The following is a 23,422-nucleotide window of genomic DNA, read 5'->3' as shown; positions in this document are numbered from 1 at the left end:
CGTCGCCGCCGCGTTGCACTTCTGCCGAAACGGTCAGGAGTGCCCCATAAAATGCTTCATCGCGTCTGTCTTCTGGTAACCACCCTCGCATTCATTTCCGCCTCTGAACCGCCGGCGCAGGTGCCGGTGCCGCAACCGAAACCGGGTGAGGGGCAACCTGCCACTCCCTCGGAAAAGCCATCGGACGAGCCGCCGCAAAGCCCGGCGGAAGCGCCGAAACCGGCCCCGAAGCCGCAGGTCCCGGAAGAGCGGAAACCGGATGACGGCATGACGCCGGAAGACAAGGGGCCCGATGACAGCAAGAAAGGCGTGGAGAACAAGGCGGGTGAGGGCAAAGAGGAGGGTGAACAACCGAAACCGGATGTTGACGCTGCAAAACCGGAAGAGAAGCCGCCGGAGCCGGTGAGGCCGGAAGACCCGGCCGCGCTTCAGGCATGCCTTGGCGCGTTGAAGGAGATCGGCGCTGAATTCAAACAGCTTGAGCCGATCCGCGATGTGGAGCAGGGCTGCGGCATCGAAGCGCCTGTCGAGCTTTCCGTGGTTTTGCCCGGTATCAAGCTGGAGCCATCGGGGACCATGCGCTGCGAAACCGCGCTCGCGCTTTCCCGCTGGACAAAGGAGATGATGCTACCGGCGGCGGCTCTGGCAATGCCGGAAAAAAAGGTGAGGTCTATCGCCAATGCCTCGACCTATATCTGCCGCAACCGCAACAGCGCGGAAAACGGCAAGATTTCCGAACATGCCAAGGGCAATGCGGTAGATATCTCCACCATCGCCTTTGACAAGGGCGAGCCGCTGGTGATGAAGCCGCGCGGCGAGGACGGGACGCCGGAAGGCGCTTTCCAGCGCACGATTACCGCCGCCGCCTGCCTATTCTTCCGCACGGTTCTTTCGCCCGGCAGCGACGCCACCCATCAGGATCACCTGCATCTCGACGTGCTGGAGCGAAAAGGCGGCTATCTCTATTGCCGCTGACAAAAAAGGGGCGACCCGAAGGCCGCCCCGACTGGAGATGATGTTTCTGCCCGGTTTTAGAATTTCTGGGTCAGAGAAATTTTGAAGGTGCGTCCGGCTTCCGTATAGAAGTCGGCCGGCTGGTTGACGGTGCTGACGGAATTCGGGTTCACGTCGCGAACACCGACGGCATTCCAGTATTTCCTGTCGAACAGATTGTAGATGCCGGCCTGGATACGCAGGCCCTTGGTCTGTTCCGGTTCCCACCAGCCGGTCAGGTTGAAGACGCCGTAGCCGGGGGCGTCGAAGGTGTTGGCCACCCTGTCGTCACGCATGCCGGAGGAGAAGACACCGGTCAGTTCCGTGCCCCAGACGTCCTGCTCGTAGCCGATGCCGACGACGGATTTGAAGGGCGCGACCGTGCGAATGAATTCGTTGGTGTCGGTGTCCTTGCCATAGGCGTAAGCGAGCGAAGCATGGGCGAAGAAGCCGTTTGCGAGATCCTTGCGGACCTTGGCTTCGACACCTGATATTTCGACGTTGTTACGGTTGCGATAGGTGAAGAGCGAGCCGTTGCCCCTGCCACCGAAGCCGGGGAAGAGCGTCGTCGAGGTCGTGTACTGCTCGATGAAGTTTTTGTACTTGTTGTGGAATAGCGTCAGGCTTCCCGTCAGGTCGCCGGAGGCGTAGTTCGCGCCGATTTCGAAACCGTTGCTGGTCTCGGGATTGAGGGCGGAATTGCCGACCACCGCGTAACCGGAGCTGACGTTGGAGAAGTTCAGGTAGAGTTCGTTAATCGTTGGGGCGCGATAGGCCATCGACCATTGGGCGAAGAGTTGCAGTTCCGGCGTGACGTCATAGGTCGCGAGAAGCTTCGGCGAGAAGCGCGAACCGCTATTGCCGGTCGGCAGGCCAAACGTTCTGTAGCCGCTGTTGCTCGAAACCGAGCCGTCCGGGTCGTAGTCATAGGAATCGAAGCGCAGGCCGGGGGTCAGGCGGAAGCCGTTGCCGAAGGCAATTTCGTCATCGAGATAAAGGCCGAGGCTCTTGCCGCTCACGTCAGGCATGTCGGACTGGGACGAAGAGGTCACGCCGGCCGTGTTGGCGAAAAGCTCCTGGCTGAAATCGGTCGTCATGGCGTTGCCACCGAAACGGACCGTGTGCTGCACGCCGCCAAGCTCGAAGCCGGATTCAAGGCCGCCGACGATGCCGAAGGCGCTGTTGCGCATGCTGTCTTCGCGAATATAGAGCGAATTATTGGTCAGGCGGTCACCGGCGCCGGACTCCTTGGAAAGACGCGTCCAGTAGAGCGAAAGATTGGCGGCATCGATCACGCCGTCGGTCGAGGGCGCTTCGTATTCGTAATCGAGCGATACGCGATCACGCTCCGTATCCTCGTAGCCCCGGTAATCGCCGATCCGGTAGGTCGAGCCTGAAACGCTCACGCCCTGCAGGGTCTTCATGTCGCTACGGTTTCTCAGCGAATAACGCTCGGCCGTCAGCCCGATGCTGTGACCGCCCTCCAGATCCTGCCGGATCTTGAACATCAGGTTGCTTTCGTAGGTGTCGGCGGGGTTTGGCTTGGTGCGGCGTGTTCCGTAGATATCGGCCGTGCCCTTGTTGTCTGTCTCGTTGCCGCGCTTGTAGGAGCCCTGGAACAGAACTGACGTATTCTCGATCTTCTTGGCGACAGCGAGCGATCCGCCCACGCTTCTGTCTTCGCTGTCATAGGTGGTCTTTGCCACACCGCCCCAGTCCTTGCCTTCGCCGATCAGGTCTTCCGGCTCGAGCGTGCGCAGCACCAGCGCGCCGCCGAGAGCACCGGAGCCGATACGGCTGGAATCTGCGCCACGCACCACATCGACCGTCGAGAGCGAGGAAAAATCGAAGCTCGAACTCGTATTGCTGAGGGTGGTCGTGGCCTGACCCTGCCGGGCGAAGTTTTCGAAGAAGGGAACGGGAATATTGTCGATCAAGGTGACGACACGCGCGCCGCCGAGGCCGCGAATGAACAGGCCGCCGGGCCGGCCGGGCTTGGCATCGACGTAATCGACGCCCGGTTCCGTGCTGTTGCCGAGGTCCTTGATGCTGCCGATGTCTTTTTTGCGGATGTCTTCCGCTGTCGTCTGGCTCGCCAGCGGCGTGTCAGCGGCGGCATCGGCGCTTTTGACACGCTTGCCCTTGACGACGATCCTTTCAAGCGTGGTGGCGCCGTCCGCCTGTGACGCGGCATTCTGTGCCAGGGCGGGGCCGGCAAGCGGCAGAAGAGAGATGGCAGTGCACAAAAGCAGCGCGGAATGCGTGCGCGAAATGGACATTAATTACCCCCAGGTAGGCGCGCGAACGGGCCGCGGCGTGCGAAGGCACGCCGCGCTTGCCGCTGCGGCTGAAACTGTTTTGATTGTTACGGGCGAGCCGATAAGCGAGGACTAAAAAACATGATGATAACTGTCAACATATTATATATGACTTTTCTAATCATGTTTTAAAGCATAACGGCATGTTGCAAAAATATGACGCTTATCCGTTCTCGGACCTGATCGGTGAATAGGTGGGAAAACGCCACGGTATGGTCAAAGTCCGGACATGGCGGCTTGCTAGGATATTCGCAGCCAGTTTACATGGCGGTACAATAAATGGACTATTAATCGGATACGGAAATGAAGTCTCTTGAACTGCTCGTTGAGCGGATCATCCTCTCCAGCCGCTGGTTGCTCGTCGTTTTTTATCTCGGGCTCGTCGCGGCGCTGGCGGTTTATGCGTTTTCCTTCGCGCTCAAGTTTCTGAAAGTTGCCAAGAACGTTTTCACCTATGACGAAGCGGACATGATCCTCGCCATGCTGGGTCTGATCGATGCGGCGCTGGTTGCCAGCCTGATCGTCATGGTGATGATTTCCGGTTACGAGAACTTCGTCAGCCGCTTCGACGATGCCGATGCCGAGGTTTCCTTTCTGGGCAAGCTCGATTCCGGCAGCCTGAAGATCAAGGTCGCGTCGTCGATCGTGGCGATCTCGTCGATCCACCTGCTGCAAATCTTCCTCAACGCCAGTCAATATTCGGACAGCAAGTTGATGTGGTTCACCATCATTCATCTGGCTTTTGTCGTCTCGGCGGTCATGCTCGGTTTCCTGGAAAAACTGATGGCCAAGCCGAAAGGCAAATCCGAAAAGCCGGTGCTTTGATCAGGGTGGTCCAGCCGATATGAAGGTCGCAACCCCGTTCTGGCCATGCCGCATGTTTCTCGCTCCGGGCGCTGCGTCCCGGGGTGGCGGGGGTGTGTGAATGGTGAAGACGGAGCGTCAGGCCAGGCTTTGCAGCGATCTGTCGGCTGCCGCCGACAAATCCCAATGGCTGGAGGCGCTGCGGGAAGTGATGCGCGCCTTCGGTTACGCCTATGTGACCCTGTTGCGGTTGCCCGACGGCCAGAATGCCTATGCCCTGCCGACGGTTGTCGAAAGCAGCCTGCCCATCTGGGTCGTGAATGCAATGACCAGGGATGGCGCGCTTGGGGACTGTCCCGTCATCAAGCGCGGCGCGTCGTCGATGATGCCGCAATATTGGTCGCTGCAGGATCCGGATATTGCCTGCGGACCGCTGGTGGATGCGGCGGCCTCGCTGAGCAGCATGGGCATTACGTCCGGTCTGATGGTGCCGGTGCATGGCATGTACGGCAACCGGCATCTGATGAATTTCGCGGGCGATCGCGATCTCCTGCCGCAAGCCGCGCTCAACGAGCTGGGCATGATCGTGCTGCATGCGCTGGAGGTTTATGACCGGCTTTGCCGCACCAACTCAAAAGGTCCATCACCGCTGACGAAGCGTGAACTCGATGTGGTGCGCTGGACGGCGCAGGGAAAGACCTCCGTGGAGATAGCCGAGCTTCTGTCCATCTCGGAACATACCGTCAATGCCTATATGAACAACGCCATCCGCAAGCTCGACTGCGTCAACCGCACCCAGCTGGTGGCCAAGACCATACGCCTTGGCCTGATAGACTGATCGATCCTGTCGTTCCCGGCAGGCCTCGCCTTACCGGTCGAGAACCGAGCGAAGCTCGACGAGATTCGAGCGCACCCGTAAAACGTAAAATCCCATGGTGGCGAGGTGCGAGGGCATGATCCAGCCGCTTTCCTCACCATTGGAAATGATCGCCGGCTGTATGCGCAGAGCTGCGCGGGTCTGCGACAGCGTGTCGTTCCATAGGTTGGTCAGGTTGCGCTCGCGGATGACCTGCGCGAAGTCCGATCCGGCCGCGGAAAGCACGCCGTAATAACCGTAAAGCTGGCCATAGGCGAACCAGAAGCGGTCATCGGCGCGGGTATCGAACCAGCCGCCATTATAGTTTTCCGAACGTTCGCGAAGGATCGCCGAAGTCGAACCGATGTCGCCGGCGATACGGTCGATGAACTGGATCAGGTTGTCGGCGCGGGTGTCAAAAACCGCCTTGCAGGCCGTGAGTTCGCCGTTGAAGGCCTGGAAGCTGCGGATGGCGGCGCGGTAATAGCTGGGGGTCGGCGTCTTCGGGCCGAAGGGATCGAGGCCGAAATACCAGGAATATTCGCTGAACTGCATGTTCCCGCGTGCTTCCTGGAGATTGTTGTTGATGCCGGAGGTTCCGCGCACGCGGCCGAGCGTATCCACCAGTTCCACCGAGGTGCGGCGCACGGCCTGGTTTACGCCGCGCTGGAAAGACGCCTTGTTGTCCAGAAACGGCGTGCTGTCCCAGTCCATGCCGAAGAGGCCGAGGCGATAGAGCAGCATGGAGGAAATCCATGCGTTCTGGTTGACGTTGAAATCGGTAAGGTCGGCGGCCGCGTCAACGATGGCCGAACGCTGGCAGACCGGCGCGGATGTGTTTGCGGCTACACCGGTTGCGCCGGCGGCGGCAGCAGGGGTTACGGCCGGCAATTCCTGTCCGGGGGGCACGGTGCGTTCGGCAAGTTTGTAACGGGAAATGTAATCCGGATCGAAATTCGTCCAGACCTGCGTCTGCCAGACAAAATATCCGTAGAAACCGGCCAGCAGGATGACGATCAGAGCAATCGGGCCCTTGATGAGCCAGTTGCGGCCGCTGTACCAGCCGTGGGCGGCCATGAAGGGCCACAGAAGCCAGGCGACGAGAAGACCGGCGGCCCTGCCGATGGCGCTGAAGGCTGCCTGAATCCAGGCGGTGATCCGGTCGATCATGTCGTCATAGTCTCCTCTGCCCGTGGGGCTGGACGCCGGAAGAAAGACCTCGGTCCGCCCGCACCCTTCGGCGCTTGGTATAAGCCGCGGTCATTTACTGTCTTCCAGATATGTCCCGGTCAACCGGGATACAACATGATTGCGAAACTTTTCTCAACCTGCGGTCCGCGCCGGCCGTCATGGCTTTTCACACGGATTGTGGAACAGCCGCCGCGGAACCCAAGGCATATGTGGTTAGAGGCCGAGCTTGGCGATCTCGTCATTCAGGCGGTCGCGCGCCTTTTTCGGCAGTTTGCCGTTCTTGACGGCGTCAAGATTGGCCGGCGCCGCATCGCCGACGACGACAAGGGCGATCATGCCCATGCCGAGATGCGGTGTGCATTTGACGACGTAGGCGCCTTCCTTCTCGACCGTGACCTTCACCGCCTCGTTCATCTTGCCCTTGAACTCGGCGACCCCCTCGGGGATCATGTCCTTCACGGCTGCCGCGTCATGGCCCTTGTCGACCGGTACGAAAGTGATGACGTCGCCGACGGCGGCCTTGACGGTTGCGGGTTCGAAGACCATCGCCTGGCCGTCGCTGCCCTTGTTGAGCATCTTCACTTCGATTTCGGCAGCAAGGGCGGGAAAGGCGAAAAGACCTGCGAGAATGGCGAGGCCGGCGAATTTGGCAGTTCTGTTCTGCATAGTTTTGCTCCTGAGAGAAAGCACATCCACGCGAATGTGTCGCCGTCGTCTTAGCCCGGGAGCAGGGCGGCCATCTTTGCGGAAAATCAAATGCGGCAACCGGACGCAGATGTTCACTCGCCCTTAAACGTCTCCACCCAGTGGCGGCGGCAGAAGGAAACATATTTCTCGTTGCCGCCGACATCGATCTGCGCGCCTTCCGTCACGACCTTTCCTTCACTGTCGAAGCGGGCCACCATCGTCGCCTTGCGGCCGCAATGGCAGATGGTGCGGATTTCGCGAAGCTCGTCGGCAATGGCGAGCAGTTCTTTCGAGGCGGGGAAGAGCTTGCCCTGAAAGTCCGTGCGCAGGCCGTAGGTCATGACCGGGATGTTCAGCCTGTCGACAATGTCGGCAAGCTGCCAGACATGGTGTTCGGAGAGAAAGTTGGCTTCATCGACAAAAACGCAGGCGACCGGCGCTTCGGCGGTGAGGGCCGATACCTCGGCGAACAGGTCGGTTTTGTCATCGAAGGTCAGGGCGTCGGAGGACAGACCGATGCGCGAAGCAACACGGCCGACGCCGGCCCGGTCGTCAAAGGCAGCGGTGAAAATCAGCGTGCGCATGCCGCGCTCCTGATAATTATAGGAGGCCTGCAGCAGCATGGTCGATTTGCCGGCATTCATCGTCGAATAATTGAAATAGAGTTTTGCCATTATCCACTCCAGGAGCACCGTTTCATCATTCCGACGTGCGTTTGAATGCTCCGGCCTCATCAATCGGCACACCGTGTTTCACAATCGGTCCCGGATTTCCAGCCGATGCTGCATTCAGCGTCTTTTGACGGCGAAGAGGCGGGTTGAAAAGTATGGCTATGTGAAAAACACAGATTTCTACGGTCTGTCCTTTTTCGACATTGCTCCGCTGAATACCGACATTTTCACGATTTTGTCGCAAACGGTGCGCCAAAGCACGCAAATGCGCGCGAGTTGATTGTGTCCGGCAGATATTGATAATGGCAAGGGAACGAAAAACAGGGAGCAAGCCATATGTTTGCAAATAGAAGCCGCTGTCTGGCCCTGGCCGCAGCAATCTCCTCCATGACGTTCAGTGCGGCCGGTGCTGCGGAACCGGCAAGCTGTGGCACAGTGCGCTTTTCCGATGTCGGCTGGACCGACATCACCGCCACAACGGCGACCGCCACCGTGCTTCTGAAAAGCCTTGGCTATGAAACCGACGTCAAGCTTCTCTCCGTACCCGTCACCTACACATCCCTGAAAAACAAGGACATCGACGTCTTCCTCGGCAACTGGATGCCGACCATGGAAGGCGATATCGCGCCTTACCGCGAAGACAAATCCGTCGAGACGCTACGGGAAAACCTGACCGGCGCGAAATACACGCTGGCGACCAACGCCAAGGGCGCCGAACTCGGTATCAAGGACTTCAAGGACATCGCCACCCACAGCGCCGAACTCGGCGGCAAGATCTATGGCATCGAGCCGGGCAATGACGGCAATCGCCTGATTCTCGACATGGTGGCCAAGGACAGTTTCGGTCTGAAGTCGTTCGAGGTGGTCGAGTCGTCCGAACAGGGTATGCTCTCCCAGGTGGCCCGCGCTGAAAAATCCGGCGAGCCCATCGTCTTCCTCGGCTGGGAACCGCATCCCATGAATGCGAATTTCAAACTGACCTATCTGACCGGCGGCGACGATGTCTTCGGCCCCAATCTCGGTGGCGCGACGATCCATACCAATGTCCGCAAGGGCTACGTCGAGGAATGCCCGAATGTGGGCGCCTTCCTCAAGAACCTGCAATTTTCCCTGCCCATGGAAAACGAGATCATGGGCAAGATCCTGAATGACGGCCTTGAGGGCGAGGCGGCTGCAACCGCCTGGCTGAAGGCCAATCCGACGGCGATCGAGCCCTGGCTCGCCAATGTCAAGACCAAGGACGGCAGCGCTGATGCCCTGCCTGCCGCCAAGAAAGCTCTCGGCCTCTAAGCCGCAAGACGATGCATGACTGTATCCGGCCTGCGCGGCAGGCCGGATCAGCGGGAAATAACGATGCCCATGCATGACCTTGCCTGTGAATTTTCAGACATTGAAGGTCATGCGCCAGCACCGCGTCCGGCAGTTTTGTTGCCGGCCGTCATTTTTGCATTGGAGCAATCCCGGTGAAACGGGATGACGATGCTCTATTTCTTTGTTGTCTGCGCAATTCCGGAGGCAAAACCGCTCTGCAGTTTTGCCGGAATTGTTTTAGTTCACGAAAGGTCTTTTCTTACCGTGGAATGGCTCAGCGCTTCTGAAAACCGCCTGCCCGTCGGCCGATATGCCAAGGAGGCCATCGACTGGCTGACCGGCAATCTCGCTTTTTTCTTCGATTGGCTTTCCTTCATTTTCCAAGGTGTCATCAACGCCCTGCTTTATGTGTTGCAGGCGCCGCATCCGCTTATCATCGTGGCGATCCTGACGGCGCTTTCGGCCTGGACGCGCCGCTCAGTCGGCATGCCCGTCTTCACCGCGCTCGGCCTGCTGCTCATCATCAATCTTGGCTACTGGAAGGCGACGACGGAGACGCTGGCGCTTGTCATCGCCGCCAGCACCGTGTGCATGATCATCGGCATACCGCTCGGCATATTGGCGGCAAGGCGCAAATGGATTTATGCCGGTATGCGCCCGGTGCTGGACCTGATGCAGACCATCCCCACCTTCGTTTATCTCATTCCGGCGCTGGTGCTGTTCGGTCTCGGCATGGTTCCGGGGCTCATCGCCACCGTCATCTTCGCCATTCCAGCTCCCGTGCGGCTGACCCGTCTCGGTATCGTCTCGACCCCGCCGGCGCTGGTGGAGGCGGCCGTCGCCTTTGGCGCCACGCCATCGCAGGTTCTGCGCAAGGTGGAGCTTCCCTTCGCCGCGCCGCAGATCATGGCCGGTCTCACCCAGACGATCATGCTGTCGCTGTCGATGGTGGTCATTTCCGCGCTTGTGGGCGCCAATGGCCTGGGGGTGCCGGTGGTGCGCGCGCTCAATACCGTCAATATAGCCATGGGCTTCGAAGCGGGATTGTGCATCGTCATACTGGCGATCGTTCTCGACCGACTTTTCCGACTTCCCGGCGCGGAGGATGATCTATGAGTGATGCTATCATCTTCGGAAATGTCGATATCGTTTTCGGCAACCGGCCCGATGCTGCTTTGCCGCTGATCGACAAGGGCAGTACGCGTGAGGAGATCAATGCCGAAACCGGGCTGGTGCTCGGTGTCGCCAATGCCTCGCTGTCCGTCAAGGAAGGCGAGATTCTCGTCCTCATGGGGCTTTCCGGATCCGGCAAATCGACGCTGCTCCGGGCCGTCAACGGGCTTGCGCCCGTGGTGCGCGGCAATGTCGGCGTGAAGACCAGTTCGGGTTATGTCGATCCCTATCGCTGCCCTGCGAAAACGTTGCGTGACCTGCGCATGCACACGGTCTCCATGGTCTTCCAGCAATTCGGCCTGCTGCCCTGGCGCAATGTGGCCGACAATGTCGGCTTCGGGCTTGAGCTTTCCGGCGTGCCGGAAGCCGAGCGCAAGCGCATGGTCGCCGAGCAGCTCGAACTGGTCAATCTTTCCGCCTGGGCCGACCGCAAGGTGGGCGAGCTTTCCGGCGGCATGCAGCAGCGCGTGGGGCTGGCCAGAGCCTTCGCCACCGGCGCGCCGATCCTGTTGATGGACGAGCCGTTCTCGGCGCTCGATCCCCTCATCAGAAGCCGCCTGCAGGACGAACTTCTGGAATTCCAGAGCCGGCTGAAGAAAACGATTCTCTTCGTCAGCCACGATCTGGACGAGGCCTTCCGCATCGGTAACCGTATCGCCATGATGGAAGGCGGACGCATCATCCAGTGCGGAACGCCGCAGCAGATCGTCAAGCAGCCGGCCACGCCCTATGTCGCGGATTTTGTGCAGAACATGAACCCGATCTCCATGCTGACCGCCGCCGATGTGATGAAAAGGGGCGTGGACGAACGCAATGGACAGATGGCAGTCGCCGCCACCGCCCGTCCGTCATCGCCGCTGATCGATATTCTCGATGCGCTGTCAAAACATTCCGGCGCGATCGGCGTTGTCGACAATGGTGCGATCGTCGGCACGATTTCCGCCGATGAAGTTGTGGCGGGGCTGACGCGTCACCGCAAGAAATAGCGATTCGCCTCTCCCCCAAAAAAGAAAGGGTCTTCCGTCGTGGAGGGCCCTTCGTCTTTTCCGGCGAGGTCTCTGCGGCGCAAATTATACCTTCCCACGGCAGCAAAGAATATTTTTTGACCTCACAAGTTATGCATTAAAATAATTACTAATAAAAATCATATTGCAAATTCGGCGAAAATTGCGCAATGTTAATCTAGATTCTTTGGTTCGCTATCAAATTTAAGGTGGTAATAGATTGTGGCGTCAAAATCCGGCATCGAGCGTTGGTATTGAAGTGCTCAATTTTTAATCTCTTATTTCTTATGGATGCTATTTCTAATACATAATTTTATTATATTTTTCATAAAATCAGGCGAAACGCCGATAAATTAATCACAATTTATTAAGTAAATAATCGGTCAAGAATAGTCTTTGGAAGGGGCGCGATATAAGCAAGATTTAGGTATATACAACGTATCGACCGAATTATAAAAACACCTTTAGAACACCTATTATTGCCACCATGACCGTCTCTCGGACTGTCATCAGGAGACTTGAGCGTATGGATAATCAATCTCTGTCGGAACACAGCATCGCCGCTGCAGACTTGCTCTCAGCGATGGCGAACCCAAAGCGCCTGATGATCTTGTGCACGCTGGTGGATACGGAAGTGCCTGTTGGTGTTCTCGCTTCTCAGGTTGGCCTCAGTCAGTCCGCTCTCTCGCAGCATTTGTCGAAATTGCGTGCGCAGCGACTGGTGAAGACACGACGGGATGCGCAGACCATCTATTACTCCAGCAACTCCGAATCCGTGAAGAAGATCCTTGCTTCACTCGAGGACATCTACTGCCAGGCGCAGAAAAGCAGCAAGACTGCGGCTTGATCCCAAGGTCCTGTTAAGGCCCGGCAGCATCACCCAATTGAAACCGGCGCACGACGCCGGTTTTTCTTTTCAGCGGCCTTCCCGCGGCTGCATCCGGCACAGGGATCGGGGCTGCATATTAGCGCGGTTTTCATACCGGCGCAGCCGTTTGTATCTGTTGTTTGAGGCGGGTTGCTGCAGCGGCATATCCGCCGTCGGCGCCATCCACGAAATGCATGTGGTCTCTCGAAAGCGGAGATGGAACAATACAGGTCATCAATGCGGCATCCTGTTCGTGCAGGCCGTAATAACAGCTTCCCGACAGGCGCCCCTGTTCCAGCCGCGCGCGGATATTTTCGAGTCGGGCGGCGTCGATATCAACGGTCATCTTCAGACCGTCGTCGAATTTCCTGAAATCGGTGTTGCTGGCGACCGAGCGTCTGTAACGATCCGCATTAAATCGTCCAAGCGACAGTTTGGTCAAACCGAGGAGATTGACGAGGAAGCTTTCACCCAGGATGCGAAACGAGCGGCGCATCCTGCCCCAGGCATCGTGATAGGCAGCGCCGGCCCGGGCTTCGAGGCTAAGACCCTCGCGCACGAAACCGAGTTTCGGCCCATCCTCCGGCACGGGGTGGCCGTGTCTTGCATCCTGCTCGGCGAGATCAACGAGATCGATGACCAGCTGACGGAATGCCGGCATGTCCCGCGACGGTCCCGGCACGGCGATAATCGACACCACCTTGCCGTGGGTTGCCGGAATGGGGTTCCAGCGGCAGGAAAGACCGGTGAGATCGGGGCGTTCGCCCGTTTCTGCGGCGGGCAGGGCATATTGCCCGTCCTTCATCCGCGCTTCCGCCCAGCTGTTGCCGCCACCTGAGAACATGGCGTAGGAAACATCCTCGCTTGCCTGAAAGCGCGCGACGCGAATATCGAAGCCATTCTCACGAATATCCTCGATGGGAACCAGCGCCACGCGCATGGCAAGATCGAGATCGTCCTTTACCCAACGCTGCACATTCGAAAGTGCCGTTCGTGCGACAGGCAGCCCCTGGGGCGGCACCGTGACGGCGGCGCCATCGCCGCCGAAAACGAAAGGCAGGTCGTGACGCCCGAGACTGTTCGATACGCCTGATATGACCGCCGCACCCGCCATATTGACGGCCTTGTAGCGGCCGGTGCCGATGGCCGAAGTCGAATCGACGATATCGGCGATGGCCAGCCCCCATCCCGGCGGCAGGGCGCGATAAAGCGTCGGGTCGGCCACATCTTCAAAATGCCGGAAGACGGGCAGGCCCGTCAGAAATTCTTCATCTGCTGCGATCATGGCGTATTATCCTCCAGCGGCGACCAAACGCCAAGCGTTTACGGAAAGCCGATGCGTCCTTTCCGATGGCGCAATCACGGTCGATCCGGCGATTGATTTACCGCTAATAGAGCTAATCCAGCAAAGGTGACTTGCATAAATCATCAAACCTTCCGTATGAGTTGAGTGGAAGGCTCGGAATTCAAAAATGGAACGAGTTTTCGCCGGGAGGCGTCCGATAGTTTCATTCGGTCGGCGCCCATGGCGCTCACCGGGTCCCGCGACCCCCTTTAAGGAGACACCAGGATGAAACTGAAGACATTGACCAGCGTGACGCTTGCAGCGTCCTTCGCATTCGCACCCCTTGCTCATGCCGAGATCGTCATCGGCCTGATTGCGCCGCTCACCGGTCCTGTCGCCGCCTATGGCGACCAGGTTAAGAACGGCGCCCAGACGGCAGTCAATGAAATCAACAAGAAGGGCGGCATCCTCGGCGAACAGGTCGTGCTGAAGCTTGCCGATGACGGCGGTGAGCCGAAGCAGGGCGTTTCCGCGGCCAACCAGCTTGTTGCCGAGGGCATCCACTTCGTCGTCGGTCCTGTGACGTCCGGCGTCGCCATTCCGGCATCGGATGTCTTTGCCGAAAACGGCGTGCTGATGGTGACGCCGACGGCGACCGCGCCGGGCCTGACCAACCGCAGCCTTTCCAACGTTTTCCGCACCTGCGGTCGTGACGACCAGCAGGCCGAGGTTGCGGCGAAATATGTTCTCGCCAACCTCAAGGACAAGAAGATCGCCATCATTCACGACAAGGGCGCTTACGGCAAAGGTCTGGCAGACGCCTTCAAGACCACGCTGAACGCCGGCGGCGTGACCGAAGTGCTCTACGACGCGCTGACGCCCGGCGAAAAGGATCTCGGCGCGCTGACGGCCCGTCTGAAGTCCGACAATGTCGACATCGTCTATTTCGGCGGTTACCATCCGGAAGCGGGTCTTCTGGTGCGTCAGCTGAAGGATATCGGCTCCAAGGCTGCCGTTATCGGCGGTGACGGCTTGTCGAACAGCGAGTTCTGGAACATCGGCTCGCAGGCTGGCGAAGGCACGATCTTCACCAACGCTTCCGACGCGCTGAAGAACGACGATTCCAAGGCCGCTGCCGAAGCGCTGAAGGCCGCCAACATTCCGGCGGAAGCCTTCACGCTCAACGCCTATGCCGCTGTTGAAGTGCTGAAGGCCGGCATCGAGAAGGCCGGAAGCGCCAAGGATTCCGAAGCCGTCGCCACGGCCCTGAAAAGCGGTGATGCTTTCCCGACCGCAATCGGCAAGGTGACCTACGGCGAAAACGGCGACCTGACCTCGCAGGCCTTCTCGCTTTTCAAGTGGCAGGACGGCAAGATCGTCGCAGCCGAATAAGCTGATCCTACCGGCCGCACCTGTGCGGCCGGTTTCATTTTTGCGGCCGAAAATGGGTCAAGGCAGCATGGGCGACGCCGGGAAACAGATTTTTGGAGACATCGGCTTCGGACGGACGTTCCCGATTGTCCGGATCTTCGACGAGGCCAAGGCGCGGGAGTTCTATGTCGAGTTTCTCGGTTTCGGGGTCGATTGGGAACACCGATTCGGCGATAATTTCCCGCTCTATATGCAGGTTTCACGAGCCGGAATGGGGCTTCACCTCAGCGGCCATCATGGGGATGCGACGCCGGGTTCCAACATCTTCGTCACCATGCACGGCGTTCACGCCTATCAACAGGAACTGGCGGCGAAGGACTATCGCTTCATGAAGCCGGGCGTTGAAGAACTGCCATGGGGCGATGTGATGGAAGTGACCGATCCGTTTGGCAACCGCATTCGTTTCTGCGAGCAAAAAAGCGAAGCATGACGTTTTGGACGAGGGCTCAAGGCCCTTGACCTTGTTCTCCGTTTGAAGGATAGAACGCGCAAATAGCGAACCGCGCGTACGGAGACCCCGTGCGCGCGGTTCGTGCGTTTTGGCACTTGATGATGCAATTCGTTCGCATCCGCACGGGGGCAGAAAATGAACAATGAAGGCAATATGCCGGCCGGGGCGCTGGTCCGTAAGCTCGCATTCTGGGGCATCCCGCTTTCTTTCGGCGTCCTTGGCCTGAAGCTCGTGGCCTGGTGGGTCACGGGCTCGGTCGCGCTTTTATCGGACGGTCTGGAATCGACCGTGAACGTGGTCGCGGCCTTCATCGCCTATTTCGTCATTCGCTATGCGCAGAAGCCGGCCGATGACGACCACCAGTTCGGCCACCATAAAGCGGAATATATTTCCGCGGTCGTGGAGGGTGTACTCATCGTCGTTGCCGCGCTCCTGATCGTGCAGGAGGCCTGGGGCGCTCTGTTCAATCCGAGATTGCCGGAAGCGCCGGTGCTTGGCCTTGCGATCAATGCCGTGGCCGGTATCGTTAATGCTGTCTGGGCGATAATCCTGATTCGCGTCGGCAAAAAACATTCCTCACCCGCGCTTGCGGCCGATGGCCACCACATCATGTCGGATGTCGTTACCTCGGCGGGTGTTCTCGTCGGCCTTGTCCTTGCATTGCTGACGGGCTACGCCATTCTCGATCCGCTGCTTGCCATTCTGGTGGCCATAAACATCCTGTTCCAGGGATCGAAGGTCATTCTGCATTCGCTTGGCGGGCTGATGGATCGGGCCGTGGAGCCGGAAGAGGACGAGGCGATCAAGAAGGCCATCGCCGAACATTCCGGCGGTGTGATTGGCGTACACGATCTGCGGACACGTCGCGCCGGCTCGGCCGCCTTCATCGATTTTCACGTCGTGGTCCCTGCTGTCATGACGGTGCGCGAGGCGCATGATATTTGCGACCGCCTCGAAGATGCCATAAGGGACGTCATACCCGGCGCCAGCCTTGCCATTCACGTCGAGCCTGAGGGCGAAAAGGCGCATGGCGTCAAAGTGATTGTTTGAAAAACAGGAGTTTTCCATGTCCGTGACGGATGTTTCCGGCCTGTCGCAGCTGGGCACGAAGGTCGATACGCCTGAGAGCCCGGAAAAGGCCGTGCTCGAAAAAGTGCCGAACGGCAATGCCGGCACCGATTATGTCGTGCGCTTCACTGCGCCCGAATTCACATCGCTTTGCCCGATGACCGGCCAGCCGGATTTCGCCCATATCGTCATCGACTATATTCCGGGTGATTTCCTGGTGGAATCCAAGTCGCTGAAGTTGTTTTTGCAGTCCTTCCGCAACCACGGCGCATTCCATGAGGATTGCTCGGTCTATATTGCCAAGCGGCTGGTGGAGCTGCTGCAGCCGAAATGGCTGCGCATCGGCGCTTACTGGTATCCGCGTGGCGGCATTCCGATCGACGTCTTCTGGCAGACCGGACCGGCGCCTGAAGGTGTGTGGCTGCCGGATCAGGGCGTTCCCACCTATCGCGGTCGCGGCTGATCCGGCTTTGTCGGGATCGATGATTCAGGCGAACGAACCGTCGTCGCCTGAATCGAAATCCGCATCGTCGGCGTTGTCGTCGTAATCGGCCTGCTGGATATCGTCATCGTCGTTGTTTTGCGGGCTGGCGCTGTCGCCATAATAATTGTTGATGACGGTTTCCTCGACTGGCGCGTTGCCGATGCCGCTATTGCCGCCGAAGGGAGAGCCAAGGCCGAGCGACGACATGTGGCCGCCGAAAATGCCGCTCAACGAATTGGCGAGCAGCATGCCGCCGGCGACGCCCGCGGCGGTTCCGAGCGCCCCCTGTAGAAAACCACCGCCTGATGTGCGCCCGAATGCGGCGGGCTGCTGGCTCCAGGGGCCGCCGGGTTGCTGGCCTGCGGGCGATCCCCAGGGACCCGCCGTCTGGCCGGCGGTATCGTTGCGCCATGAGGCTTGCGGGGCAGGGACGGGTGTCGGTGCTGGCGGCTGTGACTGGCCGGTTCCGAAGATGGAACTCAGAAAGCCGCCCTGCGATGCGGCCTGTGGGGCGCTATTGCCGCTTTCCAGCGCGTGGATTCGGTCTTCGAGCTGCTTGATATGGGCTGCGGCCGCTTCCAGTCCCTTTTCCTGAACGATGACCGCCTGGGCGAGGTAATAGGGGGCTGCGGGCTGATCGCGCACGGCGTCTGCGATCAATGTTTCCGCCTCGCGGTCACGCGGGGTGGCGGATGCGGCCCTGGTTCTTTCGAACAGGCCCTTGAGAAGCTGACTTTCTTCCGGTGACATATGCTGCCTCCTTACCGTGAAGCGAAAATCCACGATAAGGAGGTAGGCCTCAATTCCGGCTTTTCAAAGCGGCCCGAATTTTAAATTTCGGTAATGATCGTCAGCCGCCGAAGGCGAGCGAGAGACCCGCAATCGCTGTCAAGGCGCCGACGGTGCGGCTGGCTACTGAGCCGAAACGGGCAATGCCGAGGCCGAGCGCAATGCCGGCCGCATGCAGGATGGCGGTGGCGATCATGAAGCCGATGCCGAATTGAAGCGCGCCGGCGCTGCCGAGTTCACCGCCATGGGCATGGCCATGGAAAAGCGCGAAAGCGCCGACGACGGCCGCCGCCGCTGCCGTGGGAAGCCTTGTGGCCATGGCGACGAGCAGGCCGAGACCGATGACGGAGGCGAGAATGGCCGGTTCGACGAAGGGAAGCCCGATGCCGTAAACCGCCATCAGGAAGCCGACGGCCATGGTGCCGACGAAGGCGGAAGGCACTATCCACAGCGCCTTGCGGTCGTTCTGCGCCACGGCGATCTGCGAGGCCCAGATGCCGACGGCCACCATCGCCAGAATGTGATCCGCACCAAAGAAGGGGTGGGAGACGCCGGCCATGAAGGAGCCGTGTTCTTCCGGGTTCAAATGGGCGAAAGCGGGCAGGGCGGTAACGCCCAGCGCGGCGGCTGCGAGGCTTAGTCTTTTCAGCATGGTTCCCTCTTGAGATTATGACCGCCCGCAACGGGATCTTGGGCTTCCCGCAGCCGGCGGCGCTGTAATGAGGCGTCAACGATATCGCGAAGGCAGACAGGCTGTCCATGCGTCATCTGCCGGTGGTGCTGTTTATTGTTGGAGGGCAAACCTTGCCTTTTTCGCTCATTGCCTTACGTAACAAGTCGCACTATGTCCGAAGGGCATGCACGAATTTTGCTGGAGAGAGCCGTTGATGAACGAAGACGAAGACGACAAGAGCAAGGAACTGCCGATCGGCAAGGAAACGGAAGCGAATCTTTTCAAGTCGCGTTCGATCTTCATCTATGGTGGCATCACGCAGGAACTGGCGCAGAAGGTTTGCACGCAGCTCGTGGCCCTTGCCGCCGCCAGCGACGACGACATTCGCGTATATGTCAATTCGCCGGGCGGCCATGTCGAATCGGGTGATTCCATCCATGACATGATCAAGTTCATCAAGCCGAAGGTCTATATCATCGGCACTGGCTGGGTCGCTTCCGCCGGCGCGCTGATTTACGTTTCGGTGCCGAAGGAACGGCGCCTGTGCCTGCCGAACACCCGCTTCCTGCTGCACCAACCCTCCGGCGGTACGCGCGGCATGGCCTCCGACATCGAAATCCAGGCCCGCGAAATCATCAAGATGAACCAGCGCCTGATCAAGATCTTCTCCAAGGCCACCGGCCAGAGCGAAGAAAAGATCGCCAAGGATATCGATCGCGATTATTGGCTCGGCGCGGAAGAGGCCAGGGATTACGGCCTCGTCGGCAAGATCGTCGAGAGCCAGTCGGAACTCTGAGCTTTCGATTTTTCAGTTGAGAAAGCCCGTATCGGTGGAAGCCGGTGCGGGCTTTTCGTTTAAGGTCGGTGTTATTTCATCATGTCGCAGGCCTTGGGCCGGCCGTTACATCTTCACGTGCTTGTGAGGGCAAGTTCGAGCGAGATTTTTTTTGAGTCACCATGTAACAATATCCTCCTGAGCGCGAATAACCCGATAGTGACGATGACAGGCAGCCCTTCGGAAGAGACACTGAAAATGCTGATGCTGCGTTCCCTCGATGGGGACGAAGGTGCCTACAGGCATTTGCTTCATGCCCTGAGACGGCTGCTGATCGCCTATTACGGCAGGCGCATGGCCGCCGCCGCCAGAGGCGATGTCGAAGATATTGTGCAGGAAACCCTGTTGTCGCTTCACGCCAAACGAGAGACCTATGATCGTGCGCGACCTTTCACGGCGTGGTTCTTTTCGATAGCGCGCTACAAGCTCATCGATCACTATCGGGGCCGGGGTGCGCGCCTGTTGGCGGAAGTCGAACTTGATGAAACGCTGGAGGCGGAACCGTCTGTTGACGCGGTCACAGCCCGCATGGATGTGGAGCGGCTGCTCGATGAACTGCCGGAACGGCAACGGGATCTCATTCGAAGGGTGAAGCTAGAAGGTCACTCAATTGCCGAAGCGGCGCAACAGTCCGGCCAGACCGAGCTTGCGGCGAGGGTCGGTATTCACAGAACGCTGAAAGTCCTGGCGGCAAAGTTGCGGGGGGACACGTGAAGAAGACGGAAGACATCATCGAACAACTGGCGGACGATCTGAAACCTGTTGCCGCTTTCGCGCTGGAGCGGAGGTTGGCGTTCGCCGTCTTGCCTGCGCTCGGCTTTTCGCTGGTGCTGATGCTGGCCATTCTGGGGCTTCGCGTCGACATGAGTGACGCCATGACCGAACCGGGTTTCTGGGTCAAATCCGCCTATAACGCCGTTCTTGCCACGGTTGCCTTTTTCGCCGTCATGCGGCTTGCGCGGCCGGAAGGCGAGCGGGGTTTCCTGTTTGTGTGGCTTGCGCTGATTTTTGTCGCCATGGCGCTTATCGCGCTCGTTCAACTCGGATTTGCCGTGCCCGGCACCTACAGCACCCTTATTATCGGGTCGTCGGCGCTGCATTGCCCGTTTTTCATCGTTGCTTTTGCACTGCCGCTGTTTATGGCGAATTTTGCGGTTCTCAAGCGTTCGGCTCCCGCTGATCCCACGCTTGCGGGATTTGCCGCAGGCATTGCCGCGGGTGCGGCCGGAGCTTGGGTCTATTCGTGGTTCTGCACCGAAAACGGCATGGCTTTCGTGTTGATCTGGTATTCGCTGGGCATCTTGGTGACCGGCATCGCTGGCGCTTTTGCCGGCTCACGTCTGCTTCGCTGGTGAAGACGCCTCTCGGAATAATTGCCGATGCCGGCCCTGAGCTGATTCAGAGCCGGCATTCCGCTTCTGGCGGATTTCACTGACTGAGGTTGGCGGGAATTGCGAAAGCTGCAAACTGGGTGAACTGCTTGCCCGTGTTGAAATTGTCATCGGAGGCGATGACGAAGAGCTGCTTGCCATCCACCACCGGGCCGAAGGCGAAGCTTTCGATATTGTCGATATCGAGGCCGAAATCGCCTTCGTTGATTTCGAACCAGGGTGATTTGGATACGGCGGCCACGGATGCCGGATCGACCTTGTCCTTGCCGAGAATATTGTCGGCGCGGGACATGTCGGCGATGAAAAATCGGATGTGGTTGCCGACGCCGGAGGCAAAATTGCGCTCGACGGCGACAAAACGACCATCCGGCAGTGCGGCGATGGCGGAAAGGCCGTTGTCGTTATATTTCGGCTCGGCGGCCGCCGGCGTCTTCGAGATTGCCTCGGTGACATAGACGTGCTCGGCGACCGGCTTCAGCGTCGCCGTGTCGATGACGAGGATGCGGGCCGGGCTGCCCGCCTGCGGCGTCGCCTTGGGGCCGTCCTGGATGAGAGCATTTTCGGTGGCGGCGATCAGCCGGCCGGGCATCAGGGTCAGGCCTTCAAAAGCGAGGTTGTTCTGAACGCCATTGGTCTTTGCGTCGTCGACGAGATAGGCGTCCGGCAGCTCCAGCCGCTTCACATTGCTGCCGTCGAGGTCCGCGACGTAGAGAGCCGGCTGGTTCTTCAGGTCGCGTTCGGACGACCAGTAGAGCTTGCCGCCCTTGCGGTCGAGCGCGACGCCCTCCGCATCGATGCCCTTCGGCGCAAAAGCGGCGCCAGTCTCATCCTTCAGTTCGCGCGTGGCGGCGATGTTGAGCGTGGCGGCGCCTTCCGTCACGGCCAGTTCCAGCTCGTAATAACGGGCCGGCCCTTTTTCCACGCGGTCATCGGAAATTGCGAGATAACGTCCGGTTTCGCTGTCAAAGGCGAGATCGGAAATGCCGCCGAAGGTAACGCCATCGATGGAAAGACCCGATGGAACGACGATCTGGCCCAGAAACGCCGGTGGCGGCGGGGTCTGGGCTACGGCCGGCAGAGCTGCAAAACAGCAGGCGACGATGGTGACGGTGCGGAGCATGGCAAGGGTCCCTCTTGTTGTGCATGATCGGTCGTGATGCAGGCAGGATTAGCGCCGCGCCGCTAAACTTTGATGACGTTTTCCGCTCCGCCGTACCTGAAGTCTGGCGGCTCATCTTGCCAAGCGGCGTCTTTTTTGATCCTGAATATAATCACGCTTCATCCAGAGCGTGTCGCCATCCCCGGATTCGCGCGTCACGCTTCAGTTTTGTTTCTGCCTGTCGCCAATGTGGACCGTTGCGGTTGTTTGCGACAGGCAGCAGGCCGCAGAGTGCTTCATGCTGAAAGATTTTTCCGTCCAGAGCCTGTTCATGGGCTGCCTCACCGCCTTTGTCGGTTTCGCCAGCTCCTTCGCCGTCGTGCTGCAGGGCCTGAAAGCTGTCGGTGCGACGGATTTCGAGGCGGCTTCGGGGCTGATGGCGCTTTCGGTAGCAATGGGGCTTTGCGCCATTATCCTTTCCGCCGCCACCCGGCTTCCCATCAGCATCGCCTGGTCGACGCCGGGCGCTGCGCTGCTTGCGACCACCGGCGTCATTGAGGGCAGCTTTCCGGCGGCCGTCGGCGGTTTCATCATCTGCGCCATCCTGATCATCATCGCGGGCCTATTCAGGCCGCTGGGAAAGGCTGTCGCCTCCATTCCTGCGCCGCTTGCCAACGCCATGCTTTCGGGCGTCATCATCGGCCTGTGTTTCGCGCCCATCAAGGCGATCGGTTTCAACCCGGCGCTTGGATTGCCCATCATCCTTGCCTGGATCGTGGTGGGAGCCTTCAAACGGCTGTTCGCTGTGCCCGCCGCCCTTGCCGCCTTCGTGCTGGTGATGATTTTCGGCGTCGACATTCCGGCGGGTGCGCTGGACAGCGTGGCGCAATCGCTGACGCCGCCGATGGAGTGGGTAACGCCTGTCTTCAGTCTCCACGCGGTTGTTTCCATCGCGCTGCCGCTCTTCATCGTCACCATGGCCTCGCAGAATATTCCCGGTATCGCGGTGCTCAAGGTCAATCATTACAATCCGCAGCCCGGACCGCTTTTCGCCTCGACCGGCTTTTTCTCGCTGCTCTCTGCGCCGTTTGGCGGGCATGCGGTCAATCTCGCGGCGATTACGGCGGCCATGTGCGCGGGCGAGGACGCCCATCCCGATCCAACGCGGCGTTACTGGGCGGCGATCATCGGCGGTGTCGGCTATATTATTTTCGGTCTTTTGGCGGGCGTGGTCACCGCCTTCGTGGCGCTGGCGCCGCCCATCCTCATCCAGGCGGTGGCGGGGCTGGCGCTGGTCGGCGCCTTTTCCGGCTCCGCAGTCGCAGCCTTCAGGGAGCCGGAAACCCGCGAGGCGGCGGCCATTACCTTTCTCATCACCGCATCCGGCCTTTCCTTCGGCGGCATTTCCGGAGCCTTCTGGGGGCTGATCGGTGGCGGGCTGATGATGGCGTTGCAGCGGGTGGTGAAGCGTGGTTAGATGGTGGAAATGGTATAGTTTTTATATTATATTCCTATGGTATTCGAATTTGATCCGATAAAGAGCGCTGGCAATAAAGACAAACACGGCATCGATTTTGTCGATGCACAGGCATTGTGGCACGATAAATACGGTTTGACGGTTACAGCGCAGAATATTGGAGAAGAGCGGTTCGCCCTCATCGCACTTCTCGGGGAGAAGTTGTGGTTGGCTGTCCATACAGTGCGGGGTGGCCGTATTCGCATCATTTCCGTGCGACGTGTCCGAGAATTAGAGAGGTATCATTATGAAGACAATAAGCGCAGAAGAATTCGACAGGATGGCCGATGACGGCGAAGACATCAGCGAATATCTCGACTGGTCGACGGCGCGCCATCTGAACATCGAACCCAAGCGCGTGAACATCGATTTTCCGACGTGGGTCGTCAACGATCTCGACAACGAAGCACGTCGTCTCGGTGTGACCCGTCAATCGCTTGTCAAATTGTGGATCGCTGAAAGGCTGGAGACTGGCCGTCAAGCAAAATAAGCCTGCGCATCACAAGATCACTTGTCAGACCGCC

26 protein-coding genes are annotated in these 23,422 nt (G+C 59.2%); 17 read left to right on the top strand and 9 right to left on the bottom strand.

Annotation, left to right across the window (positions count from 1 at the left end; all coding sequences use genetic code 11):
• The first annotated feature begins 51 nt into the window (after nt 1-51).
• Nucleotides 52-975 (top strand): extensin-like domain-containing protein, encoded by a 924-nt coding sequence (locus PL599_RS05675; RefSeq protein WP_269825198.1) that lies wholly within the window; start codon nt 52-54, stop codon nt 973-975.
• A gap of 56 nt (nt 976-1,031) precedes the next feature.
• Here the strand turns inward: PL599_RS05675 and PL599_RS05670 are convergent, their stop codons facing one another.
• Complete coding sequence (locus tag PL599_RS05670) at nt 1,032-3,272, bottom strand: TonB-dependent hemoglobin/transferrin/lactoferrin family receptor (RefSeq protein ID WP_269825199.1); 2,241 nt, start codon at nt 3,270-3,272, stop codon at nt 1,032-1,034.
• 342 nt (nt 3,273-3,614) lie between these two features.
• On the opposite strand from PL599_RS05670, the gene PL599_RS05665 reads away from it, so the two are divergent.
• Together PL599_RS05665 and PL599_RS05660 are read left to right on the top strand one after the other, a co-directional pair.
• Nucleotides 3,615-4,136, top strand: coding sequence for a TIGR00645 family protein (locus PL599_RS05665; RefSeq protein WP_077981537.1), 522 nt, complete (start codon nt 3,615-3,617; stop codon nt 4,134-4,136).
• Nucleotides 4,137-4,236: 100 nt separating this feature from the next.
• Nucleotides 4,237-4,953 carry a helix-turn-helix transcriptional regulator gene (locus tag PL599_RS05660; RefSeq protein WP_137410790.1) on the top strand — a complete coding sequence of 239 codons (717 nt, stop codon included), beginning with the start codon at nt 4,237-4,239 and terminating at the stop codon, nt 4,951-4,953.
• 30 nt (nt 4,954-4,983) lie between these two features.
• Here the strand turns inward: PL599_RS05660 and PL599_RS05655 are convergent, their stop codons facing one another.
• The 4 genes from PL599_RS05655 to PL599_RS05640 all read right to left on the bottom strand — a co-directional run bounded on the left by PL599_RS05655 (nt 4,984) and on the right by PL599_RS05640 (nt 7,899).
• Nucleotides 4,984-6,141, bottom strand: coding sequence for a DUF2333 family protein (locus tag PL599_RS05655; RefSeq protein ID WP_269825200.1), 1,158 nt, complete (start codon nt 6,139-6,141; stop codon nt 4,984-4,986).
• A 234-nt stretch (nt 6,142-6,375) separates the two neighbouring features.
• Complete coding sequence (locus PL599_RS05650; protein ID WP_269825201.1) at nt 6,376-6,828, bottom strand: pseudoazurin; 453 nt, start codon at nt 6,826-6,828, stop codon at nt 6,376-6,378.
• A 113-nt stretch (nt 6,829-6,941) separates the two neighbouring features.
• Entirely contained in the window at nt 6,942-7,523 is a 582-nt protein-coding gene (locus PL599_RS05645) for a thymidine kinase (RefSeq protein ID WP_077981541.1), read from the bottom strand.
• Between the two features lie 25 nt (nt 7,524-7,548).
• On the bottom strand, nt 7,549-7,899 hold the full coding sequence (locus PL599_RS05640; protein ID WP_165691079.1) for a hypothetical protein: 351 nt from the start codon (nt 7,897-7,899) through the stop codon (nt 7,549-7,551).
• A gap of 8 nt (nt 7,900-7,907) precedes the next feature.
• Between PL599_RS05640 and PL599_RS05635 the strand changes: the two genes are divergently transcribed.
• From PL599_RS05635 to PL599_RS05620, 4 genes are all read left to right on the top strand, one after another.
• Nucleotides 7,908-8,810 carry a choline ABC transporter substrate-binding protein gene (locus PL599_RS05635; RefSeq protein ID WP_416372218.1) on the top strand — a complete coding sequence of 301 codons (903 nt, stop codon included), beginning with the start codon at nt 7,908-7,910 and terminating at the stop codon, nt 8,808-8,810.
• A gap of 285 nt (nt 8,811-9,095) precedes the next feature.
• Nucleotides 9,096-9,947 (top strand): choline ABC transporter permease subunit, encoded by an 852-nt coding sequence (gene choW, locus PL599_RS05630; RefSeq protein WP_077981628.1) that lies wholly within the window; start codon nt 9,096-9,098, stop codon nt 9,945-9,947.
• Nucleotides 9,944-10,990, top strand: a complete 1,047-nt coding sequence (choV, locus tag PL599_RS05625) for a choline ABC transporter ATP-binding protein (protein ID WP_191217489.1) — start codon at nt 9,944-9,946, stop codon at nt 10,988-10,990. The genes choW and choV overlap by 4 nt, the downstream gene beginning before the upstream one ends.
• Before the next feature lie 544 nt (nt 10,991-11,534).
• The gene (locus PL599_RS05620; RefSeq protein WP_006314636.1) at nt 11,535-11,855 is read left to right on the top strand and encodes an ArsR/SmtB family transcription factor; all 321 of its coding nucleotides are present in this window, start codon (nt 11,535-11,537) and stop codon (nt 11,853-11,855) included.
• Nucleotides 11,856-11,985: 130 nt separating this feature from the next.
• Here the strand turns inward: PL599_RS05620 and PL599_RS05615 are convergent, their stop codons facing one another.
• Nucleotides 11,986-13,161 carry a DUF3095 domain-containing protein gene (locus tag PL599_RS05615; RefSeq protein ID WP_077981544.1) on the bottom strand — a complete coding sequence of 392 codons (1,176 nt, stop codon included), beginning with the start codon at nt 13,159-13,161 and terminating at the stop codon, nt 11,986-11,988.
• Nucleotides 13,162-13,446: 285 nt separating this feature from the next.
• Here PL599_RS05615 and PL599_RS05610 point away from each other — a divergent pair, with 285 nt between their 5' ends.
• From PL599_RS05610 to queF, 4 genes are all read left to right on the top strand, one after another.
• Nucleotides 13,447-14,553, top strand: a complete 1,107-nt coding sequence (locus PL599_RS05610; RefSeq protein ID WP_269825203.1) for a branched-chain amino acid ABC transporter substrate-binding protein — start codon at nt 13,447-13,449, stop codon at nt 14,551-14,553.
• Between the two features lie 67 nt (nt 14,554-14,620).
• Entirely contained in the window at nt 14,621-15,022 is a 402-nt protein-coding gene (locus PL599_RS05605) for a glyoxalase superfamily protein (RefSeq protein WP_142911753.1), read from the top strand.
• Nucleotides 15,023-15,178: 156 nt separating this feature from the next.
• On the top strand, nt 15,179-16,093 hold the full coding sequence (locus PL599_RS05600; RefSeq protein ID WP_142911752.1) for a cation diffusion facilitator family transporter: 915 nt from the start codon (nt 15,179-15,181) through the stop codon (nt 16,091-16,093).
• Between the two features lie 16 nt (nt 16,094-16,109).
• Entirely contained in the window at nt 16,110-16,574 is a 465-nt protein-coding gene (gene queF / locus PL599_RS05595) for a preQ(1) synthase (RefSeq protein ID WP_137410785.1), read from the top strand.
• Between the two features lie 24 nt (nt 16,575-16,598).
• Here the strand turns inward: queF and PL599_RS05590 are convergent, their stop codons facing one another.
• Both PL599_RS05590 and PL599_RS05585 read right to left on the bottom strand, forming a co-directional pair.
• Nucleotides 16,599-17,345 (bottom strand): DUF2076 domain-containing protein, encoded by a 747-nt coding sequence (locus tag PL599_RS05590; protein WP_269825204.1) that lies wholly within the window; start codon nt 17,343-17,345, stop codon nt 16,599-16,601.
• A gap of 100 nt (nt 17,346-17,445) precedes the next feature.
• Entirely contained in the window at nt 17,446-18,036 is a 591-nt protein-coding gene (locus tag PL599_RS05585) for a HupE/UreJ family protein (protein ID WP_077981550.1), read from the bottom strand.
• 235 nt (nt 18,037-18,271) lie between these two features.
• Between PL599_RS05585 and PL599_RS05580 the strand changes: the two genes are divergently transcribed.
• The 3 genes from PL599_RS05580 (at nt 18,272) to PL599_RS05570 (ending at nt 20,247) form a co-directional block, all read left to right on the top strand.
• Complete coding sequence (locus tag PL599_RS05580; protein ID WP_077981551.1) at nt 18,272-18,853, top strand: ATP-dependent Clp protease proteolytic subunit; 582 nt, start codon at nt 18,272-18,274, stop codon at nt 18,851-18,853.
• A gap of 237 nt (nt 18,854-19,090) precedes the next feature.
• Complete coding sequence (locus PL599_RS05575; RefSeq protein WP_162520318.1) at nt 19,091-19,606, top strand: sigma-70 family RNA polymerase sigma factor; 516 nt, start codon at nt 19,091-19,093, stop codon at nt 19,604-19,606.
• On the top strand, nt 19,603-20,247 hold the full coding sequence (locus PL599_RS05570; protein WP_269825205.1) for an NrsF family protein: 645 nt from the start codon (nt 19,603-19,605) through the stop codon (nt 20,245-20,247). The genes PL599_RS05575 and PL599_RS05570 overlap by 4 nt, the downstream gene beginning before the upstream one ends.
• Before the next feature lie 73 nt (nt 20,248-20,320).
• On the opposite strand, the gene PL599_RS05565 is transcribed toward PL599_RS05570, so the two are convergent.
• Nucleotides 20,321-21,403 (bottom strand): esterase-like activity of phytase family protein, encoded by a 1,083-nt coding sequence (locus PL599_RS05565; RefSeq protein WP_269825206.1) that lies wholly within the window; start codon nt 21,401-21,403, stop codon nt 20,321-20,323.
• A 277-nt stretch (nt 21,404-21,680) separates the two neighbouring features.
• On the opposite strand from PL599_RS05565, the gene PL599_RS05560 reads away from it, so the two are divergent.
• From PL599_RS05560 to brnA, 3 genes are read left to right on the top strand one after another with little or no spacing between them, the layout of a single operon-like run.
• On the top strand, nt 21,681-22,859 hold the full coding sequence (locus PL599_RS05560) for a benzoate/H(+) symporter BenE family transporter (protein ID WP_269825207.1): 1,179 nt from the start codon (nt 21,681-21,683) through the stop codon (nt 22,857-22,859).
• Between the two features lie 36 nt (nt 22,860-22,895).
• Nucleotides 22,896-23,189 (top strand): BrnT family toxin, encoded by a 294-nt coding sequence (locus PL599_RS05555; RefSeq protein ID WP_142911745.1) that lies wholly within the window; start codon nt 22,896-22,898, stop codon nt 23,187-23,189.
• The gene (brnA, locus tag PL599_RS05550; RefSeq protein ID WP_020808480.1) at nt 23,146-23,388 is read left to right on the top strand and encodes a type II toxin-antitoxin system BrnA family antitoxin; all 243 of its coding nucleotides are present in this window, start codon (nt 23,146-23,148) and stop codon (nt 23,386-23,388) included. The genes PL599_RS05555 and brnA overlap by 44 nt, the downstream gene beginning before the upstream one ends.
• The last annotated feature ends 34 nt before the right edge of the window (nt 23,389-23,422 follow it).

This window comes from Agrobacterium sp. ST15.16.055 (assembly GCF_027956555.1).
GTDB classification, from domain to species: Bacteria; Pseudomonadota; Alphaproteobacteria; order Rhizobiales; family Rhizobiaceae; genus Agrobacterium; species Agrobacterium salinitolerans.
Note: the sequence above shows the minus strand (reverse complement) of the source record. Positions and strands in the feature narration are given on the sequence as shown.